General features: G+C 38.6%; 19 protein-coding genes. 12 read left to right on the forward strand and 7 right to left on the reverse strand.

Features of this window, described 5'->3' with window-relative positions:
- Window positions 1–143 precede the first annotated feature (143 nt).
- From ACRX5O_RS00650 to ACRX5O_RS00665, 4 genes are all read left to right on the forward strand, one after another.
- On the forward strand, window positions 144–1,328 hold the full coding sequence (locus ACRX5O_RS00650; protein ID WP_433904186.1) for an acetate kinase: 1,185 nt from the start codon (window positions 144–146) through the stop codon (window positions 1,326–1,328).
- Window positions 1,329–1,436: 108 nt separating this feature from the next.
- Complete coding sequence (locus ACRX5O_RS00655) at window positions 1,437–2,279, forward strand: EcsC family protein (RefSeq protein WP_433904187.1); 843 nt, start codon at window positions 1,437–1,439, stop codon at window positions 2,277–2,279.
- Window positions 2,272–2,784, forward strand: a complete 513-nt coding sequence (locus ACRX5O_RS00660; protein ID WP_433904188.1) for a MogA/MoaB family molybdenum cofactor biosynthesis protein — start codon at window positions 2,272–2,274, stop codon at window positions 2,782–2,784. The genes ACRX5O_RS00655 and ACRX5O_RS00660 overlap by 8 nt, the downstream gene beginning before the upstream one ends.
- A gap of 96 nt (window positions 2,785–2,880) precedes the next feature.
- Window positions 2,881–4,017, forward strand: coding sequence for a metallophosphoesterase (locus ACRX5O_RS00665; protein ID WP_433904189.1), 1,137 nt, complete (start codon window positions 2,881–2,883; stop codon window positions 4,015–4,017).
- A 29-nt stretch (window positions 4,018–4,046) separates the two neighbouring features.
- On the opposite strand, the gene ACRX5O_RS00670 is transcribed toward ACRX5O_RS00665, so the two are convergent.
- Window positions 4,047–4,361 carry a hypothetical protein gene (locus ACRX5O_RS00670; RefSeq protein WP_433904190.1) on the reverse strand — a complete coding sequence of 105 codons (315 nt, stop codon included), beginning with the start codon at window positions 4,359–4,361 and terminating at the stop codon, window positions 4,047–4,049.
- A gap of 211 nt (window positions 4,362–4,572) precedes the next feature.
- Here ACRX5O_RS00670 and ACRX5O_RS00675 point away from each other — a divergent pair, with 211 nt between their 5' ends.
- Both ACRX5O_RS00675 and argH read left to right on the forward strand, forming a co-directional pair.
- Window positions 4,573–5,778, forward strand: coding sequence for an argininosuccinate synthase (locus ACRX5O_RS00675; protein WP_433904191.1), 1,206 nt, complete (start codon window positions 4,573–4,575; stop codon window positions 5,776–5,778).
- The gene (gene argH / locus ACRX5O_RS00680; protein ID WP_433904192.1) at window positions 5,775–7,169 is read left to right on the forward strand and encodes an argininosuccinate lyase; all 1,395 of its coding nucleotides are present in this window, start codon (window positions 5,775–5,777) and stop codon (window positions 7,167–7,169) included. Before ACRX5O_RS00675 ends, argH begins: the two co-directional genes overlap by 4 nt.
- 21 nt (window positions 7,170–7,190) lie before the next feature.
- Here the strand turns inward: argH and ACRX5O_RS00685 are convergent, their stop codons facing one another.
- Window positions 7,191–7,637: a universal stress protein gene (locus ACRX5O_RS00685; protein WP_119709383.1), complete on the reverse strand. Its 447-nt coding sequence runs from the start codon at window positions 7,635–7,637 to the stop codon at window positions 7,191–7,193.
- A gap of 112 nt (window positions 7,638–7,749) precedes the next feature.
- Between ACRX5O_RS00685 and ACRX5O_RS00690 the strand changes: the two genes are divergently transcribed.
- A complete protein-coding gene (locus ACRX5O_RS00690; RefSeq protein ID WP_433904193.1) occupies window positions 7,750–7,920 on the forward strand; it encodes a hypothetical protein in 171 nt (56 codons plus the stop codon).
- Window positions 7,921–7,963: 43 nt separating this feature from the next.
- Here the strand turns inward: ACRX5O_RS00690 and ACRX5O_RS00695 are convergent, their stop codons facing one another.
- Window positions 7,964–10,042, reverse strand: a complete 2,079-nt coding sequence (locus ACRX5O_RS00695) for a transglycosylase domain-containing protein (RefSeq protein WP_433904194.1) — start codon at window positions 10,040–10,042, stop codon at window positions 7,964–7,966.
- Window positions 10,043–10,193: 151 nt separating this feature from the next.
- Between ACRX5O_RS00695 and ald the strand changes: the two genes are divergently transcribed.
- Window positions 10,194–11,312, forward strand: a complete 1,119-nt coding sequence (ald, locus tag ACRX5O_RS00700; protein WP_433904195.1) for an alanine dehydrogenase — start codon at window positions 10,194–10,196, stop codon at window positions 11,310–11,312.
- Window positions 11,313–11,355: 43 nt separating this feature from the next.
- On the opposite strand, the gene ACRX5O_RS00705 is transcribed toward ald, so the two are convergent.
- Window positions 11,356–12,453, reverse strand: a complete 1,098-nt coding sequence (locus ACRX5O_RS00705; RefSeq protein WP_433904196.1) for a M24 family metallopeptidase — start codon at window positions 12,451–12,453, stop codon at window positions 11,356–11,358.
- Window positions 12,454–12,573: 120 nt separating this feature from the next.
- Here ACRX5O_RS00705 and ACRX5O_RS00710 point away from each other — a divergent pair, with 120 nt between their 5' ends.
- From ACRX5O_RS00710 to ACRX5O_RS00720, 3 genes are all read left to right on the forward strand, one after another.
- A complete protein-coding gene (locus tag ACRX5O_RS00710) occupies window positions 12,574–13,254 on the forward strand; it encodes a metal-dependent hydrolase (protein WP_433904197.1) in 681 nt (226 codons plus the stop codon).
- Window positions 13,255–13,351: 97 nt separating this feature from the next.
- Window positions 13,352–13,594, forward strand: a complete 243-nt coding sequence (locus ACRX5O_RS00715; RefSeq protein WP_433904198.1) for a hypothetical protein — start codon at window positions 13,352–13,354, stop codon at window positions 13,592–13,594.
- 111 nt (window positions 13,595–13,705) lie between these two features.
- Window positions 13,706–15,025 carry a DRTGG domain-containing protein gene (locus ACRX5O_RS00720; RefSeq protein WP_433904199.1) on the forward strand — a complete coding sequence of 440 codons (1,320 nt, stop codon included), beginning with the start codon at window positions 13,706–13,708 and terminating at the stop codon, window positions 15,023–15,025.
- A gap of 38 nt (window positions 15,026–15,063) precedes the next feature.
- Here the strand turns inward: ACRX5O_RS00720 and ACRX5O_RS00725 are convergent, their stop codons facing one another.
- Entirely contained in the window at window positions 15,064–15,372 is a 309-nt protein-coding gene (locus ACRX5O_RS00725) for a YtpI family protein (protein ID WP_433904200.1), read from the reverse strand.
- Window positions 15,373–15,488: 116 nt separating this feature from the next.
- Here ACRX5O_RS00725 and ACRX5O_RS00730 point away from each other — a divergent pair, with 116 nt between their 5' ends.
- Window positions 15,489–16,421, forward strand: coding sequence for a DHH family phosphoesterase (locus tag ACRX5O_RS00730; RefSeq protein ID WP_119709375.1), 933 nt, complete (start codon window positions 15,489–15,491; stop codon window positions 16,419–16,421).
- Window positions 16,422–16,611: 190 nt separating this feature from the next.
- On the opposite strand, the gene ytrI is transcribed toward ACRX5O_RS00730, so the two are convergent.
- Window positions 16,612–17,118 carry a sporulation membrane protein YtrI gene (ytrI, locus tag ACRX5O_RS00735; RefSeq protein WP_433904201.1) on the reverse strand — a complete coding sequence of 169 codons (507 nt, stop codon included), beginning with the start codon at window positions 17,116–17,118 and terminating at the stop codon, window positions 16,612–16,614.
- Window position 17,119: 1 nt separating this feature from the next.
- Entirely contained in the window at window positions 17,120–17,461 is a 342-nt protein-coding gene (ytrH, locus tag ACRX5O_RS00740; protein ID WP_160546715.1) for a sporulation membrane protein YtrH, read from the reverse strand.
- Window positions 17,462–17,562 lie beyond the last annotated feature (101 nt).

Raw genomic sequence — 17,562 nt, forward strand, 5'->3', positions numbered from 1 at the left:
ATACCAAAATTAGCTTGTTCTTGAAATGTATGTGAGGCAGTGATTAAATGGGGAATGGAGAGATAGAAACGAACGTCTTAGTGCAAAATATATTTGTATTAGCGTATTGAGAGTTTCTTTAAAAAAGGAGCGGTACTTATAATATGTCAAAGGTAATTGCGATTAACGCAGGAAGTTCATCACTGAAATTTCAATTATTCGAAATGCCGAATGAAGATGTTATCACAAAAGGGTTAATTGAGCGTATTGGTCTTAAGGATTCTATTTTCACGATTTCTGTAAATGGTGAAAAAGTTGAAGAGGTTACAGATATTCCTGATCATGGTGTTGCAGTTAAAATGCTTTTAAATAAGCTAACTGAATCTGGAATTATTAAGTCACTTGATGAGATAAATGGTATTGGTCACCGTGTCGTACATGGTGGGGAAGAATTCAATGACTCTGTTTTAATTACAGATGAAGTGTTAAGTAAGATTGAAGACTTATCAGAGCTAGCACCTCTTCATAATCCAGCTAATATTACTGGAATTCGTGCTTTCCAACAGGTACTGCCAAATGTACCGGCGGTTGCTGTTTTTGATACAGCGTTCCATCAAACAATGCCAGAAAGCTCTTTCTTATACAGCTTGCCTTACGAGTATTATAAAGAATATGGCATTCGTAAATATGGTTTCCACGGTACGTCACATAAGTATGTGTCAGAGCGTGCAGCAGAGCTATTAGGTCGTCCACTTGAACAGCTTCGCTTGATTTCTTGTCACTTAGGAAACGGTGCAAGTATTGCAGCCATTGAAGGTGGTAAGTCTATTGATACATCTATGGGCTTCACTCCACTTGCTGGTGTAACAATGGGAACTCGTTCAGGAAATATTGACCCAGCGCTAATTCCTTTCATTATGGAGAAAACAGGAAATAGTGCTGATGAAGTATTGGATATCCTTAATAAAAAGAGTGGAATGTTAGGAGTATCAGGATTCTCAAGTGACCTTCGTGATATCGAGTTGGAAGCTGAGAAAGGGAATGAACGTGCGGAATTAGCGTTAGAAGTATTCGGTAACCGAATCCACAAGTATATTGGTTCTTATGCATCTCGCATGTATGGTGTTGATGCAATCATCTTTACAGCAGGTATTGGTGAGAACAGCCAGGCAATTCGTGCCCGTGTACTTCAGGGCTTAGAGTTTATGGGTGTATATTGGGATCCAGCTCTAAACAAGACACGTGGAGAAGAAGCGTTTATTAACTATCCACATTCTCCAGTAAAAGTAATCGTCATTCCTACGAATGAAGAAGTTATGATTGCACGTGATGTTGTAAAATTAGCTTAATAATATTCTTATACACAGGCAAATGCTGATTAGGCATTTGCCTGTTGCTTTTTTCTCCAAAAACAATGAGTATGCTATACTTAAGCTAGTTAAGAAGGAGGGAAGGCAATGGCTTTAACAAGTCGTGAAAAACAAGTGATGGCCTCGATTAAAGAATGGGAAGAGAGTCTTTACAGCTATTCTCCTAATGATCTTGAAGTAACGTATGATAAATACGTAGAGCGAGTTTTTTCCCTATTACCAGAAGAAACACAGAAGCAGTTTTACATAGCCTTAGATAGCTGGTTATTCCATTTACATGCATTAATACAAGGAAGTCAACTTCAGTTCGATGCAAAAGAGCGAATCCTATCTGCTGGAAGAGTATTCGACCAAAGTATTACACAAATTGAGGATTTAAAACATTTAAGCATTGATCAACTCCAGTACATTGCTGAACAACAAATTTCGAGACATAGACTATATTCCTTTGCTCAAGGAGGAATGTCTGGAACTGGTGGGGCTCTTTTATTAGGTGTGGATCTTCCTGCAGTTACAGTCATCAATCTTAGAGTGATTCAACTAATTGCTATGACCTATGGATACGAAGTTAATACTCCATTTGAAATGATGAATTCATTGAAAGTATTTCATGCGGCAATCCTTCCTGTCCGAATGCAGGTGTATAGCTGGGAGGAATTAAAGCAGGATATCGGGAAACATAGAGAATACTTTTATGAGGGAAAAGAAGAACTTACAAATATTACATGGATGGAACAACCTCTGAAGCAGATCTTTAAATCGATTGCGATTCTTTTCTTTAAAAATAAGACCCTTCAAGGAATTCCTCTCCTATCCATGGCCATTGGGGCAGGAAGCAATTATCAATTAACACGAAAAGTTACGGATTTTGCTCACTCCTATTATCAATTGCGTTATCTAGCAGAAAAGGAGAATACATACGATGAGTAAAGATGAGCATAAGCAAACTGCACCACGCTCTGTAACATGTAAAGTAATTACCGTGAGTGATACAAGAATAGAGGAAACTGATAAAAGTGGTCAGCTCATGATATCCTTATTGAAGGAAAATGGTCATGCGATTGGAGATTACGTGATTGTTAAAGATTCACGAGAGGAAATTACAAGGGAAGTTCTTCGGGGCTGTATCGATGACAGGGTCGATATCATATTAACAAATGGCGGTACTGGTATTGCAAAACGTGATGTAACGATAGAAACGGTTCAAGCGCTTTTTGAGAAAGAAATAAGTGGGTTTGGGGAATTGTTTCGAATGCTTAGCTATACAGAGGACATCGGCTCTGCTGCTATTTTATCTCGAGCGATTGCTGGTGTTATCCAAAATAAAGCGATCTTTTCTACTCCAGGTTCAACAGGGGCAGTGAGGCTAGCGATGAATAAGTTAATCTTGCCTGAGCTCGGCCATATAGTGAGAGAATTGAAAAAAGATTTGTGAAAAAGTGAGACGTTAGTTCTCACTTTTTTTGGTTAATTGAAGGGCACTTTGGGAAGAGTAATAAATCAATCACTTCTTACAGTAGAAGGTGGGTAGATGAGAAATTTATTCTTTTTCGTTATTTTTGCCTTTCTTATTGCATCACCTGCTGAGCAAATGATGGCAATAGAAGAGCCAGTTCCTCCGTCAATCGAGCTACGTATTCTAGAGACGACAGATCTACATAGTTATATGATGGATTATGATTATCGAAACAATCAAGAAACAGTGGAATTCGGATTTGCAAGGACAGCAAGTTTAATTAAAGAAGCAAGAAAGGAAGCAAAAAATGCGCTTCTATTTGATAATGGTGATTTAATTCAAGGAAGTGCATTAGGTGAGCTTGCTTCTAAAACGTATCAATTTGACCAAAGCTTTATACATCCAGCATTTAAGGCGTTAAATCGCCTCCGATATGACGGGGCAACACTTGGAAATCATGAGTTTAATTTCGGATTAAACTTCTTGCAAACGAGCTTACGGGGAGCTGATTTTCCATATGTGAACGCTAATATTTATGTGGAAGACCATAATTTACAATCATTTGATGATATCAACTATTTTAATCCGTACATCATATTAGATAAAAGATTTACAGATACAATGGGGGTTGAGCAAAATATCAAGGTTGGTGTACTTGGGTTGATTACTCCTATTGCAGCAAAGTGGGATGAGGAGCATTTTAAGGGGAAAATAAAAATAAAAAGCATGGTGTCATCAGCTAAGCATTTCATACCGATTATGAAGGGGAAAGGTGCTGATATCATTATTGTTCTAGCCCATGCTGGTCTGGCTGCCGATGAGGGTGTAGTAAACAAAAGTGAAAATAGTGTAATGGCATTAACAGAAGTGGAAGGAATTGATGCCATTCTATATGGTCATAGCCACTCTCTATTTCCTAACGATGATTATTTTTTACAGCAACAATTTATCAATATTGAAAAAGGCACCATCCATAATACTCCATTAGTTCAAGCTGGATATTGGGGGAATCATTTAGGGATTATTGATTTGTCAATCAGGAAGGTAAATGATGTGTGGAAGGTAGTAGACTCTCGATCTGAGGTGAGATCGATTTATAAAAAATCAGGAAAAGAAAAGGTGCCTCTTGTCCAGCCTGATGAGGAAATTATTGATGCATTGAGAAACGATCATTCAAACACGTTAGAGTATATAAAAAATAATAAAGAATAAAAGAGCCTTCAGGCGTCTGAAGGCTCTTTTTAATGGTGAACTTTCCCACCGATATCCTGGTTTGTTCGATACCATAGCCATAAATCATTAATTATGGAAGCGAGTTCAGCGATTTCGGTATTTAATTGGCATGATTTCTGAAAATCACTTTCATCTGATAAAGAGGCTTGCTTCTTATTAATATGTTCTTCTAGTTCTCTTATTCGATCAGGAATATGTCCCCTTATTTTCTCCCACTCCAACAGAATGCTTTGCTGTGTATGAAAGGTATAATCCTCCCAGTTTTTATGCAAAGTAGGGAGCTTGATTCCTAATCTCTCATTTAATTCAAAGTGTTTTTCCATTGAAAGCTCCTCCGTTTCATCTAATAACCATTCTACTACAGTCCATTCATGCCTTCCAGAAGGAAGCTGTATAAATATTTTAATAAATTTTTATACATTTTTAAGAATAAGTATTGAAAATAGGAAGAAAACTTGTTACATTTGTATACATATTATTAAAGTATAAAAATATAAATCATTTGAATATTTATTCGATATTAGGAGGATTACCATGTCAGTTCAAAAAGTTGTTCTTGCTTATTCAGGAGGATTAGATACATCAGTAGCAGTAAAGTGGCTTCAAGATCAAGGGTACGCAGTAGTTGCGTGTTGTTTGGATGTAGGAGAAGGTAAAGATTTAGATTTTATTAAAGAGAAAGCATTGCAAGTGGGTGCGGTATCATCGTACGTGATTGATGCAAAAGAAGAATTCGCGCATGAATATGCATTAATTGCACTGCAAGCACAAGCGATGTACGAAGATAAGTATCCTCTTGTATCAGCGCTATCTCGTCCTCTAATTGCGAAAAAATTAGTAGAAGTTGCTGAGCAAGAAGGAGCAGTTGCGGTAGCGCATGGTTGTACAGGAAAAGGAAACGATCAAGTTCGTTTTGAAGTATCCATTTCTGCGTTAAACCCTGACTTAAAGGTTCTTGCTCCAGTACGTGAGTGGAGCTGGTCTCGTGAAGAAGAAATTGAGTATGCAAAGAACAACGGAATTCCAATTCCGATTAACTTAGATAGCCCATATTCAATTGACCAAAACCTTTGGGGTAGAGCAGCTGAATGTGGAGTATTAGAAGATCCTTGGGCAGCACCTCCTGAAGGTGCATACGATATTACATTGCCTCTTGAGCAAACACCAGATCAAGCGGATGTCGTTGAAATTGAGTTTGTTAGCGGAGTTCCAGTTAGCCTAAACGGAAAAAGCTACCCACTTTCAGAGCTTATTTTAGAATTAAATGGATTGGCTGGTAAGCATGGTGTTGGTCGTATTGACCATGTGGAAAACAGACTCGTGGGTATTAAATCACGTGAAGTGTATGAGTGCCCAGGAGCAATGACATTATTAAAAGCACACAAAGAGCTTGAAGACTTAACACTTGTGAAGGAAGTAGCTCATTTTAAGCCAATTATTAGTAAGAAGATTGCTGAAGTGATTTATGATGGACTTTGGTTCTCTCCACTAACTACTGCTTTAAAAGCATTCCTTAAGGAAACACAAAAGTATGTAACAGGTACCGTTCGTGTGAAGCTATTTAAAGGCCATGCGATTGTTGAAGGAAGAAAGTCAGCGTACTCCTTGTATGATGAAAAATTAGCAACGTATACAGCAGAAGATCAGTTTGACCATCAATCTGCGGTTGGTTTTATTCAACTTTGGGGACTGCCAACTAAGGTGCAATCTCAAGTACAACAAAAGAAGGTGACTGTGTGAAAAAGCTTTGGGGAGGACGCTTTACTAAAACAGCAGAGGAATGGGTAGACGAATTTGGAGCCTCCATTTCCTTTGATAAAGAGCTAGTCCTAGAAGATATTCAAGGTAGTTTAGCACATGTAAGTATGCTCTCTTCGTGCGGTATTATATCGCACGAGGAAGCAGCTCAAATTACAGATGGGCTGAAGGTTTTACAAGAAAAGGCAATCAATGATGAGCTTGAATTCTCCGTAGAATTAGAGGATATTCACTTGAATCTTGAGAGTCAGCTTATTCAATTAATTGGTCCTGTTGGTGGAAAGCTCCACACGGGAAGAAGCAGAAATGACCAAGTGGCAACAGATATGCATTTGTACTTACGAAAGGAAACTTTGCATGTTGTTGAACTAATTGAAGGGCTGCAGCAAAGTCTGTTAGTACAGGCTGAAAAGCATGTGGAAACCGTCATGCCAGGCTACACACACTTACAAAGAGCGCAGCCTATCTCATTTGCTCACCATTTGCTTGCTTATTTTTGGATGCTTGAGCGTGACAAAGAAAGATTCCAGGAAAGTCTTAAGAGAATTAATAAATCTCCACTAGGTGCAGGGGCATTAGCCGGAACTACATTTCCTATTGACCGTGAACTTACAGCTAGCCTTTTAGAGTTTTCAAGTATTTATGAGAATAGTTTAGATGCTGTTAGTGATCGAGATTTTATATTGGAATTTATGTCTGGAAGCTCAATCTTGATGATGCATTTATCAAGACTTGCTGAGGAGTTTATTTTATGGTCAAGTCAAGAGTTTCGCTTTATTGAGCTTGATGATAGCTTTACGACTGGATCGAGCATTATGCCGCAAAAGAAAAATCCTGATATGGCTGAGTTAATCCGTGGAAAGACAGGAAGAGTATATGGCAATCTCTTTGGTTTGTTAACGGTTTTAAAGGGTCTGCCGCTTGCTTACAACAAGGATATGCAGGAAGATAAAGAAGGCATGTTCGATACGGTAAAGACAATTACTGGCTCGTTAAAGATTTTTGCTGGAATGGTTGAAACCATGAAAGTGAATGAGAACGAAATGGAAGTTGCTACAAAGCAGGACTTCTCTAATGCGACAGAGCTTGCTGATTATTTATCAGGGAAAGGTATTCCGTTCCGTGAAGCTCATGAAATCGTAGGTAAGCTAGTTCTTACATGCGTTCAAAGTCAATGTTATTTGGCTGATTTACCACTCGAGCAATATAAGGAAGCAAATCCATTATTCGAGAATGATATATATGAGGTGTTAAACCCAGTCACTGCAGTGAAACGTAGAAACTCAGCAGGTGGAACAGGGTTTGCTCAGGTCGAAGAGGCCATCGTTAAAGCAAAATCAAAGATAAAGCAAGAAAAGCACGCTAATGACTAATAGCGTGCTTTTCTGCGTTATTTATTCTTTTTCTGTACGTACAACCAAAACATCACAGCGTGCATAACGGGTAATATGTTCGGAAACGCTTCCGATTAAAAATCGTTCTACCGCATTCAATCCTGTTGCTCCACAAATAATTAAATCTACTTCATGCTTTTTCGCTAAGTCTTTAGGGATTTTCACCTTTGGAGAACCATAATCGATCTCGTAGGTTACATGTTGAACTCCTGCATTCAATGCCTGCTCTTTGTAGCTTTCCATTAGCTCCGTAGCAAACTTGTCTGCTCTTTCCGCAATCGTACGGTCATATGCTTCAACGGTTGCAAAAGTTCGAGTGTCGATGATGTGAGCTAATAAAATAGTTGCATTGTTCCGTTTGGCCACTTCGATTGATTTCTTAAAAGCCCATTCTGCTTCTTTAGAACCGTCCACAGCAACTAATATCTTCTTATACGTAAGACTCATGTTCATCTCCTCCTTTACTTTTATTATACAATACCCAATTCATGTATATCTGTAGCAAATTTTCGAAAAATAATATAGGCGGGAAAATACACTTTAAAGGAGCTCATAATCAATGAAAAAGGAAGAGATTAAAGGGCAATCGCATTATATTTACGACCAGCAAGGCGAGAGCAATGTTAGTGCACAAATCATGGATGCCTATAATAGTGGTGTCATTGATCAGCCAAACGGTCAGTTTGACAATGAAAAGTATGACAGCATGTTTGGGAATGACTCTGAATAAGCAATGAAAAAAGGAAGCTCAGCGCTTCCTTTTTTAACACAATTTACTGTTTAAGTTCTTGAAGTCTGTCTTTTAGTAATCCTCCGACAGTTTTTAAGTCTTCTTTCATTTTATCTATCACTTGGCTCCATTTTGAGCTCTCTTCTTTAATGACTTGCTCAATCTTTTCAGCTTTTTCCTTAATTGCTTCTTGGGTTTCTTCTGCGTCTTGTTCGCCTTGCATTCTAGCATTTACAGATTTCACCGTAAAGGAGGTTTGATCCGTATATGGAATGGCCGCCTCCATAATCTTCTTAAAGATTGGAACGACTGTTTCTGAACTTGAACCGGATAAATAATGGTCTTGGTCGGTTTGATCATAACCAATCCAAATGGCACCCACCAGGTCAGGAGTATACCCGACAAACCATTGATCCTTTGTACCATCAACGCCTGAAAAGCTTAGCTGGGTAGACCCTGTTTTCCCACCAATAGGTGATCCGTTAATTTGTGCAGCAGTACCCGTTCCTGATTCCACAACATTTAATAGCATGGAGGTCATTTCATTCGCAACTTTTTTGGTTGTCACTTGTACGACCTTATTTTTATGTTCAGCGATAATATTCCCTGTTGGACCTTCTATTTTTGTTATGAGATGATCATCAGCGCGTTTTCCTTTATTAGCAAAGGCAGAATAAGCGGCCGCTAATCGGAGTGGAGAGGTACCTTCGTTCATTCCTCCGAGTGCAATCGCCAAATGTTCATCCTCTTCCTGGAGTGGAATGCCAAATTTATTTAACGATTCTATTCCTTTGTTCAAACCAATTTGATCTAAAAGCCAAACGGCTGGGAGATTCAGAGATTCCTGCATCGCAACATACATAGGGACTTCACCTGCATATGTTTTATTATAGTTTTCAGGTTGGTAGTCACCAAATGCTTGTTGCTTATCTTCTAACACGGAGGATAAGGCATATCCTTCTTCTAGTGCAGGGGTATAAACAGCTAATGGCTTTAATGTTGATCCTGGCTGAGCCTTTAAATGGGTCGCTCGATTAAATCCACGGAAAACAGATTCTCCACGTCCTCCAACTAGGGCTCTTACCCCACCAGTCGACGGATCTAGAAGTACAGAACCACTTTGAACAATCGCATCATTCTTGCCTCTTGGGAAATTGTTGTTATTTGAATAGATGGTTTCAAGAGAGGATTGCAGGTTTTGATCCATTTCCGTATAAATTTTGTACCCTCTAGTTAAAATTTCTTCCTGTGTTAAACCATATTTTGATATCGCTTCGTCAAGAACTGCATCCGTATAGGAAGGATATATTCGATTTAGGAAGCTGCCGCCACCTTCTTCAAGAACAATCTTTTCTTCTAGGGCTTCGTTATACTCCTGCTCAGTGATAAATGTATTTTCCTTCATTTTTGCGAGTACAACATCCCTACGTTCAATCGCAGCATCGTAATTTTGAAATGGATTACGTGCAGAAGGTGCCTGAAGAAGTCCAGCAAGCAATGCGGATTCGCTAATAGTTAATTCACTAGCACTTTTATTAAAATATTTGGCGGCAGCTTGATCAATCCCCCATGCCCCATGTCCAAAATATACTTGATTAATATACATCTGAAGGATTTCTTCTTTTTCGTATTTTTTTTCGATTTCAAGGGCAAGAAATAATTCCTCAATTTTTCTTTTATACGTTCTCTCAGGGGAGAGTAGGGCATTTTTTGTTAATTGCTGAGTTAATGTACTACCGCCTCCGGTAATACGACCAGCCAGTAAATTTTTAAAGAATGCTCTAGTAATACCTTTCAAGTCAAATCCATTATGCTCATAGAAGCGGTGATCCTCTATAGCAACAACTGCGTTGCCAACATAATCAGGGAGATCTGAAATCTCCACGCCTTTGTTTCGATTTGTGCTAATCTCTGTAGCCACGTCTCCGTCTTTGTCGTAAATAACTGTTGATTGTTTTAACCCTTCCTTTAAGGTTTGTACATTTGCTTGGCTTGCGACGAAAGCAAAATAAATAATCGCAAATAATACAAAAACTAGAAGAAGTAATAATAAAAATTGGGTAATATGTGTGTTTCTCCAAAACCGAATGATTGCATTACGAAATGTTTCGAATCGTTCCATTGAATACCTATCCTTTAAAAATGAAATTATGACCATTATAACAGGAAATTATGTCAAAGGATGACAGAAATCTCTTTATTCCTATAATAAAAAAGTGGTATATTTATTATCGGCTTCATGATCACTGATTACATATTTTGGAGGGTAAGGCATGCGTATTGGAGTTCCTAAAGAAATAAAGAATAACGAAAATCGAGTCGCAATGACTCCTGCTGGTGTTATTAATTTAGTGAAGTTTGGGCATGTAGTACATATTGAAACAGGGGCTGGTCTTGGATCAGGTTTTAGTGACGCTGATTATGTGGATGCAGGTGCAATCATTGTTGAAAGCGCTTTAGAATCATGGTCGATGGATATGGTAATGAAAGTTAAAGAACCACTTCCAGAGGAATATCAGTATTTCCGAGAAGGATTGATATTATTTACATATTTACATTTAGCTCCAGAGCCAGAATTAACAAAGGCATTAATCGAAAACAAAGTAGTTGGAATTGCCTATGAAACGGTCCAACTTTCCAATGGAAGCCTTCCGCTATTAACTCCAATGAGTGAAGTAGCTGGACGAATGGCTACACAGATTGGTGCTCAATTCCTAGAGAAGGTACATGGCGGGAAAGGAATTCTTCTTGCTGGTGTGCCAGGTGTGAATAGAGGAAAGGTAACCATCATTGGTGGTGGAGTTGCAGGAACAAATGCAGCAAAAATGGCGATTGGGCTAGGTGCAAGTGTCACGATTATCGATCTTAGTCCTGATAGACTTCGTCAGCTTGATGACATTTTCGGCAGTGATGTGACGACTCTTATGTCTAACCACTACAATATCGCTGAAGAAGTAAAAAGCTCTGACTTAGTCATTGGTGCTGTGTTAATACCAGGAGCGAAAGCACCTAAGCTTGTTACAGAAGAAATGATTCAGTCGATGTCACCAGGCTCGGTTGTAGTCGATATTGCCATTGACCAAGGTGGTATTTTTGAAACGACTGACCGTATTACCACACATGATAAGCCAACATATGAAAAGCATGGCGTTGTGCATTATGCAGTAGCAAACATGCCTGGGGCAGTACCACGTACTTCAACGATGGCTTTAACAAATGTAACGGTACCTTATGCACTTCAAATTGCAAACAAGGGCTACAAAAAAGCTTGTCTTGAAAATGAAGCATTATTAAAAGGAATCAATACCCTTGAAGGGTATGTCACATACGAAGCTGTGGCGGAAGCTCATGGATTAGAATATGCAGCTTCTCGTGAACTATTAGAAAAATAGAATACAAGAAAAACTCCTTGAAAAATGTTCAAGGAGTTTTTCTTTATCTTATTATTTGTAATTCCTTTGGAAACTTTGTTAAAATCTCAACCCCATTGGAGGTAACAAGCACGTCATCTTCAATTCTGACACCCGCTACTCCAGGAACGTAGATTCCTGGTTCGATCGTAAAGACCATGCCTTCCTCAAGCTGAAGCGAATTCGTTTCTGTGAGAGATGGATATTCATGAACACTTATTCCTAGCCCGTGACCGAGTCGGTGAGGAAAATATTCACCGTAACCGGCATTTGAGATAATATTTCTTGCTGTAAGGTCGATCGATTGACAAGTGACACCAGGCTTACTAGCTTCGATAGCTGAGGCTTGAGCTTTTAATACGGTATCATAGATGTCCTTTTGCTTGTCACTAATATCACCTAAAGCAACGGTACGAGTAATATCTGAGCAATATCCGTCAACAATGACTCCTAAATCAAAAAGAACGAGATCGCCTTTTTTCATTTTAGTCAATCCAGGGTTTCCATGTGGAGAAGCTCCATTTTTCCCCGTCAAAACCATGGTAGAAAAAGACATCTCTGAAACACCTTTTTTCTTTAATTCATATTCAATGGCCGCTAATACTTCCAGTTCTGTTTTCCCTTCCGCAATTTCGGAACAGCCTACTTCAATTGCGTAATCAGCCAGGGAACATGCCTCGCGAATCGCAGAAATTTCGCTCTCGCTTTTTACCATCCGTAATTTGCGGAGCTTTTCCTCTGCAGAAAGAAAGGTAGCTTGTGGAAATAGTGAACGAATAAGCTCGTAGCGCTCCACATTCATATGTTCTTTTTCAATTGCTATTTTTTCTACAGAATTCGTTCGATCGTTACAAAGCTTATGTATCATTGTCCATGGATTTTCGATATCCGTATATCCGATAATATCATAGCCCCAGCCTGCCTTCTTTGCATCTTCCTTCTCCATGGAAGGACAAACAAGAAATGGGTCTCCACTTTGGAAAATACCTACACCTAGTAGTCTTTCATGGGGATCGCTTAAAAATCCACTTACATAAAACACGCTGTCAGGGTTCGTTAAAAAGCAAAAGTCAATTTGTTCTTGTTTAAGCCACTCTGCTATTGTGTTCAGTTTACCAGTCACAATTATTCCCCCTTTACTATAAATTTAGAGTAACAACAATACTTTTGAAAGTAAACTTATATTGGTAGTAAAATATGGGTATAAGGAAATTGAAAAGTCAAAAGGAGTGTGGAGAAATAAATGAAAATTAGCTTTCATGGACATTCAGTTATTTTAGTTGAGGCAAACGGAACGAGAATTCTTTTTGACCCTTTTATTAATGGAAATCCAGCAACCGATTTAAAAGTAGAGGAAGTAAAAGCAGATGTGATAATTGTAACTCATGGACATAATGATCATCTTGGGGATACGGTTGAACTGGCGAAGAAGAATAATGCGCTAGTGATCGGAACAGCAGAACTGGCAGATTATTTAAGTTTTAAAGGGGTAAGAACACACGGATTGCATATCGGAGGAGGATTTAATTTCGAGTTTGGTAGAGTAAAGCTAACCCAAGCATTTCACGGGTCAGGATACATAAACGAGAAAAATGAAATCGTTTATCTGGGTATGCCTGCCGGTGTCCTTTTAACGATTGACGGAAAGACGATTTACCATGCTGGGGATACAGGACTATTTTCAGATATGAAACTAATTGGAGACCGAAATGCAATTGATGTAGCTTTCCTACCGATCGGGGACAATTTCACGATGGGACCAGACGATGCTGCTTATGCGGCAGACCTTCTCCAGGCGAAGAAGGTTGTACCCATTCACTTTGATACCTTCCCATTGCTTAAGCAAGATCCACAAGCATTTGTTAACATGCTTCCAACAGGAGTTGGAGTTGTGCTTGAAGTAGGACAGTCAATAGAATTATAGAAAAAGTAGTCGGTGAATCGTCATAGGCGAATTCATCGACTACTTTTTATTTTTTTGCATACATTTTTACTAATTGGACAAGAAAGGAGATCTAAATATGAAAAAAAATCGATATTTATTTTGTTTGCTATCCTGTGGTGTAATGCTCTATTACGGAGTACCAGAATTATCAGCGTACAACGCAGGCTGGTCAGGTGTGTTCTCCGTGGCATGGTTACTATTAGCCATCTTCGTAATCGCTGGAAATTTGTCGGCCATCATGTATGCGCCTAAGAAGAAAGCCACTACTCATGCCCAATTATCAAAAAAACAGGTGAGAAAAAAAGTGCGAGCCTACTAATTACCTATCTGCAAAGAGAAATCAAATTGTAATCAAGCCCCTTCACGCTTTATAATAAAAGGATAAATACCAAACTAATAGAAAATACAGAATTTATAAAGGGTGAAGGTCTTGGCTACAAAACATGAACAAATTCTTCAATATATTGATGAACTACCGATAGGTGAAAAAATTTCAGTAAGGCAAATTGCCAAGGCGCTTAATGTGAGTGAAGGAACAGCGTATCGTGCCATAAAGGATGCAGAGAATAAAGGTTATGTGAGTACCATTGAACGTGTCGGAACGATTCGAATTGAAAGAAAGAAAAAAGAGAATATTGAAAAGCTCACATTTGCTGAAGTAGTAAATATTGTTGATGGACAAGTTCTCGGTGGACGAGCGGGTTTACATAAAACGTTAAATAAGTTTGTCATTGGTGCAATGAAGCTTGAACAAATGATGCGTTACACAGGTGCAGGCAATCTACTCATTGTAGGGAACCGGACAAAAGCTCATGAGTATGCATTGAATGCTGGAGCTGCCGTACTCATCACTGGTGGATTTGATACGGAGGATGAAGTGAAAAGGTTGGCCGATGATCTCCAATTGCCAATTATTTCAACTAGCTATGATACCTTTACGGTTGCTGCAATGATTAACCGTGCAATTTATGATCAGTTAATAAAGAAAGAAATTGTACTTGTTGAAGATATTTTGACTTCGATTAACGAGACAGTCTATTTAAAAACAACGGATACGATTGAAGATTGGCATGAAAAAAATCGTGAAACAAAGCATAGTCGTTTTCCAGTAGTCGACCACCAAATGAAGGTGCAAGGGATGGTTACTTCAAAGGACGTTATGGGAATTGCAGATACTACAAGCATTGAAAAAATCATGACAAAAAATCCGATGACTGTAACTGGAAAAACGAGTGTTGCCTCCTGTGCCCACTCGATGGTATGGGAAGGAATCGAGGTCCTTCCAGTTGTTGACGACAATAATCGCTTAGAGGGAATCATTAGCAGACAGGATGTACTAAAGGCTCTACAAATGATTCAACGACAGCCTCAAGTCGGAGAAACGATTGATGATATCGTTACAAATCAGCTCGTAGTCACGAAAGGAAAAACAAAGAACGAGGACGTTCTCCGCTGTGAAGTAAGCCCTCAAATGACAAACTCGATTGGGACGATTTCCTATGGTGTTTTCACTACTATTGTGACAGAGGCAGCTAATGGTGTTCTAAGAGGATATAAAAAAGGTGATCTAGTCGTTGAAAATATGACGATTTATTTTCTAAAACCAGTTCAAATGGATAGTGTATTAGAAATTTATCCGAAAGTGCTAGAGGTTGGACGTAAATTCGGAAAGGTCGATGTGGAAGTATATAACGAAAATGTATTAGTTGGCAAAGCGATGATGATGTGTCAGCTGATTGATCGACACTAGGAAAAAGGAGTTGTTCTATAAATGAACAACTCCCCTTCTTACATATGCTTTTTTAATTCAGTAGCTTCCTTTGCTGCAAGAGGAAGGAAATACTTATAAGCTTTTATTCCACCCCAAATATTGTATGCTCCAAGGGCGATAAAAATAGCTCCTATGATATACACTACAGTTGATTGAGAAATCATGATACGATTCATTCCAAAGGATGCAATAAATAGTCCTAGAGCAATATTGCTTTTTGCGGAAATCCATTTCTTTTCTGCCGGGCGGTTGGAACGAAAGAATTGGATTTTATAAAAAATATAAAACATAATAGATACTACAATAATAATGACAAAAATAGGCATATAATTCCCTCCAAGCTTCGACATTCTTCCATTATTCTACCTTGTATATAAAATAATTTCTACTTTTTCTCTTTTTGTGTTAAAAAGAGAGTATTAGGAAAAAAAGGAGATCAGCAATGAAAGATCAAATAATTGAAACGATTAAACAGTACGATACCATTATTATCCATCGACATGTGCGCCCAGATCCGGATGCGTATGGGTCACAAGGGGGCCTGGCAGAAGTTTTAAAGGCTTCTTTCCCGGACAAAACGATTTACACAGTTGGCCAAGAGGAGCGGTCTTTACAATATTTGAGAAGGCTTGATGAAATAAGCGATGATACATATAATGGGGCTCTAGTTATTGTGACAGATACGGCTAATCAAGAGCGTATTTGTGACCAAAGATACCTCTCTGGAGACAAATTGATCAAAATAGACCATCATCCAAACGAGGATCCATACGGAGATATTGTCTGGGTTGATACGACTTCTAGCTCAACAAGTGAAATGATTTATGAACTTTATTTGTATGGTCAAGAAAAGGGCTTACAAATGTCAGATCAAGCAGCTAGATTATTGTATGCAGGAATTGTTGGAGATACGGGGAGATTTCTTTACCCAAGTACGAATGATCGAACATTCCAATATGCTGGCGAGTTGATAAAATATAACTTCTCTCGTACAGAAGTTTATGACGGAATGTACGAACTACCAATGAATGTTGTTAAGTTGAATGGCTATGTCCTTCAAAATTTTGAAATGAACGAAAATGGTGTTGCATCCATGATCCTTCCAAAGGAACTGCTTGCTAAATACGATGTAAGAGCAGCAGATGCCTCTCTTCTTGTGAGTGCTCTAGGAAGTGTACAAGGAATTAAAGCATGGGCTTTCTTTATTGAGGAAAATGATCAAATTCGTGTTCGCCTTCGTTCAAAAGGTCCGGTTATTAATGGCATTGCAAAGAAATATAAAGGTGGAGGCCATCCTCTCGCAGCTGGAGCCTCCATCTATTCATGGGATGAAGTACCACATGTCATGAAGGATATTGAAGAAGTATGTAAGTAAAAGAAGAGGTAGGAACTCGTTTTTGTTTATTGTCTAGCTCCAGCGCCCTAGCGCCTAGTGTCCTTCGCTCTCCGCCCTACGATAAGTCAAGCACGAATGCGCCTCTGGCTCTTCGTGTTTCCTTTATCTCAGTTGGAGCGCTCCAGGCCTGTCGTGCGCTGACCAGGGCGCTTGCGCTTTTCTTACTACCTTAATTATTGGCTAATTGCATCTCAAGTTGTATGGATAACGTAGTATAAAACACAATTTCCTTTACTTTTAATTGGTATCTTTTATCATTTATCTTGTGTGTCCGATTTTCAATGACCTTTCTAACCCAATCACTACTTTTGTAAGCTGTATCAATATCCATCTTTAATAATGGATTGATATCCTCTTTAATGGCTTCTTCCACCTCATAAATGCTAAAGGAATCTAATTCGTATTTTTGATTTACTATAATTTTAATTTTAATATCTTGGACGATGAGAAGTTCTTCGTTTTTCTTATTTAGTTCACGGTAGTCATTTTGCCAAATATTCTTTTCTTTTTCTAAATCCTTTATACGTTCTTCTTGCTGTTTCAGCTCTTTTGAGTAGGTTTCTTGCCAATCTCCGTAAATATAAAGAAATACACACCAACTGATTACTCCACCTAACGCCATTCCTGCAATAAACTGCTGGACAGCACGAAGTCGGTAGAAAGGCGGGATTCTCATATTAAATATGCTCCTGAGTTAACCAGTTAATGATCGTTGCTCCCGTTTGTGCACCGCCCATAGCAGTAAGAATGAGCAGGAATTGTTTAAAGATATCCTTCGTACCCCCATCTAAGAAACCTTTTTCAAAGCTATAAACCGTATCAAATGTTCCGCCTATCGCAGCAATAATTGCCCAAATCCGTATTGAAGTTGATATTCGGTAAATTTCCGTTAGCATTGGTTTTCCGGTCAAGAATGCAGATAGCCCACCGATGAGCGCCCCGCCCAATAAAACACCTAGAGCTATAAAATAGGCATCTATTAAAATCGATATATAAGGTTGTTCGCTCACAACAATCATCCTCACATCAATAAAGTATTGATACATCATATGGACAAACTTTAAAAAATATGAGCTATCATGAAACGAACATATTTTCTTTTTTTCGTCTATGCCCATAT

Origin of the sequence: Robertmurraya mesotrionivorans (genome assembly GCF_050971805.1) — a bacterium.
Taxonomy (GTDB): domain Bacteria; phylum Bacillota; class Bacilli; order Bacillales; family Cytobacillaceae; genus Robertmurraya_A.

Bases quoted from the DNA above. Each gene is read 5' to 3' on its own strand.
- ytrI (WP_433904201.1), bottom strand. From the start codon at position 17,118: ATGAGAATCCCGCCTTTCTACCGACTTCGTGCTGTCCAGCAGTTTATT.
- ACRX5O_RS00725 (WP_433904200.1), bottom strand. From the start codon at position 15,372: ATGCCTATTTTTGTCATTATTATTGTAGTATCTATTATGTTTTATATT.
- ACRX5O_RS00695 (WP_433904194.1), bottom strand. From the start codon at position 10,042: ATGGAACGATTCGAAACATTTCGTAATGCAATCATTCGGTTTTGGAGA.
- ACRX5O_RS00710 (WP_433904197.1), top strand. From the start codon at position 12,574: ATGAAAATTAGCTTTCATGGACATTCAGTTATTTTAGTTGAGGCAAAC.
- ACRX5O_RS00670 (WP_433904190.1), bottom strand. From the start codon at position 4,361: ATGGAAAAACACTTTGAATTAAATGAGAGATTAGGAATCAAGCTCCCT.
- ald (WP_433904195.1), top strand. From the start codon at position 10,194: ATGCGTATTGGAGTTCCTAAAGAAATAAAGAATAACGAAAATCGAGTC.
- ACRX5O_RS00660 (WP_433904188.1), top strand. From the start codon at position 2,272: ATGAGTAAAGATGAGCATAAGCAAACTGCACCACGCTCTGTAACATGT.
- ACRX5O_RS00665 (WP_433904189.1), top strand. From the start codon at position 2,881: ATGAGAAATTTATTCTTTTTCGTTATTTTTGCCTTTCTTATTGCATCA.
- ACRX5O_RS00715 (WP_433904198.1), top strand. From the start codon at position 13,352: ATGAAAAAAAATCGATATTTATTTTGTTTGCTATCCTGTGGTGTAATG.
- ACRX5O_RS00730 (WP_119709375.1), top strand. From the start codon at position 15,489: ATGAAAGATCAAATAATTGAAACGATTAAACAGTACGATACCATTATT.
- ACRX5O_RS00650 (WP_433904186.1), top strand. From the start codon at position 144: ATGTCAAAGGTAATTGCGATTAACGCAGGAAGTTCATCACTGAAATTT.
- ACRX5O_RS00655 (WP_433904187.1), top strand. From the start codon at position 1,437: ATGGCTTTAACAAGTCGTGAAAAACAAGTGATGGCCTCGATTAAAGAA.
- ytrH (WP_160546715.1), bottom strand. From the start codon at position 17,461: ATGATTGTTGTGAGCGAACAACCTTATATATCGATTTTAATAGATGCC.
- ACRX5O_RS00685 (WP_119709383.1), bottom strand. From the start codon at position 7,637: ATGAGTCTTACGTATAAGAAGATATTAGTTGCTGTGGACGGTTCTAAA.
- ACRX5O_RS00675 (WP_433904191.1), top strand. From the start codon at position 4,573: ATGTCAGTTCAAAAAGTTGTTCTTGCTTATTCAGGAGGATTAGATACA.
- ACRX5O_RS00690 (WP_433904193.1), top strand. From the start codon at position 7,750: ATGAAAAAGGAAGAGATTAAAGGGCAATCGCATTATATTTACGACCAG.